Genomic DNA, 882 nt, shown 5'->3' on the forward strand with positions numbered 1-882 from the left:
CAGCATTCGCCTGACTCATTGCATATGAACCAGATTGTGCTAAGATATTTCTTTTGTTGAAGTTTGCAGACTCAGCAGCAAAGTCAACATCACGAATTTGAGATTCAGCAGCAGTAATATTCACTTGTGCTACAGAGTTATTTCTAACTGTAGATTCAAGTTGATTTTGTGCAGCACCTAATTTCGCTCTTAGTGTATCGATTGTTGCAATTGCACCATCCATTGCACTGATTGTCGCTTCAGCAGCAGACTGAACACTGACATTTGCAGAACCTAAAACACTTGATGCTGTCATAGAATCAATTGTAGTTTTTGTAACTTCACCCTGATAAGCACCAACATGGAAAGTAAAACTACTACCTGTAAAGATAGATTTACCATTAAATTTAGTTTGCGTATTGATAAAGCTCGCAGAACTGATAAGACGATTAATCTCAGTTTGAATATAACTTCTTGAAGCAGTATCTTGTGTATCATTGGCAGCTTGAACTGCAAGTGTTCTAATACGCTGAGCAATATTTGTATACTCTTGTAATGCACCATCGGCAGTCTGAATAAGACCGATTGCATCATTTGCATTTCTCATCGCTTGTCCAAGACCTTGAGACTGAGCTGAGAGTTTATCAGCAATTGCCAAACCAGCCGAATCATCAGCAGCACGGTTGATTCTTAAACCTGAAGACAATCTATTCAAACTTTTGTCAAGTTGAACATTGTTCATTGTAGCATTACGCCACGCATCCATTGCACCAACGTTTGTATTAATTCTAAAACCCATAATAAATCCTTTTCTATGGAAGAGTTAAAAACTCTTATTTTTTATTTATCTTTAGGCATCCTTGCCCGAGACTATAACAATATCGTCAGCCAAAAAAATAACTT

The 882-nt window shown here is 37.3% G+C and carries 1 protein-coding gene; it reads right to left on the reverse strand.

Features of this window, described 5'->3' with window-relative positions; genetic code table 11:
- The coding region (locus MNY27_RS10915; RefSeq protein ID WP_346392349.1) for a flagellin at window positions 1–778 on the reverse strand (778 nt) is incomplete at its 3' end.
- Between the last annotated feature and the right edge of the window lie 104 nt (window positions 779–882).

The organism is Sulfurimonas sp. NWX79 (genome assembly GCF_039667035.1).
Classification (GTDB): domain Bacteria; phylum Campylobacterota; class Campylobacteria; order Campylobacterales; family Sulfurimonadaceae; genus Sulfurimonas; species Sulfurimonas indica.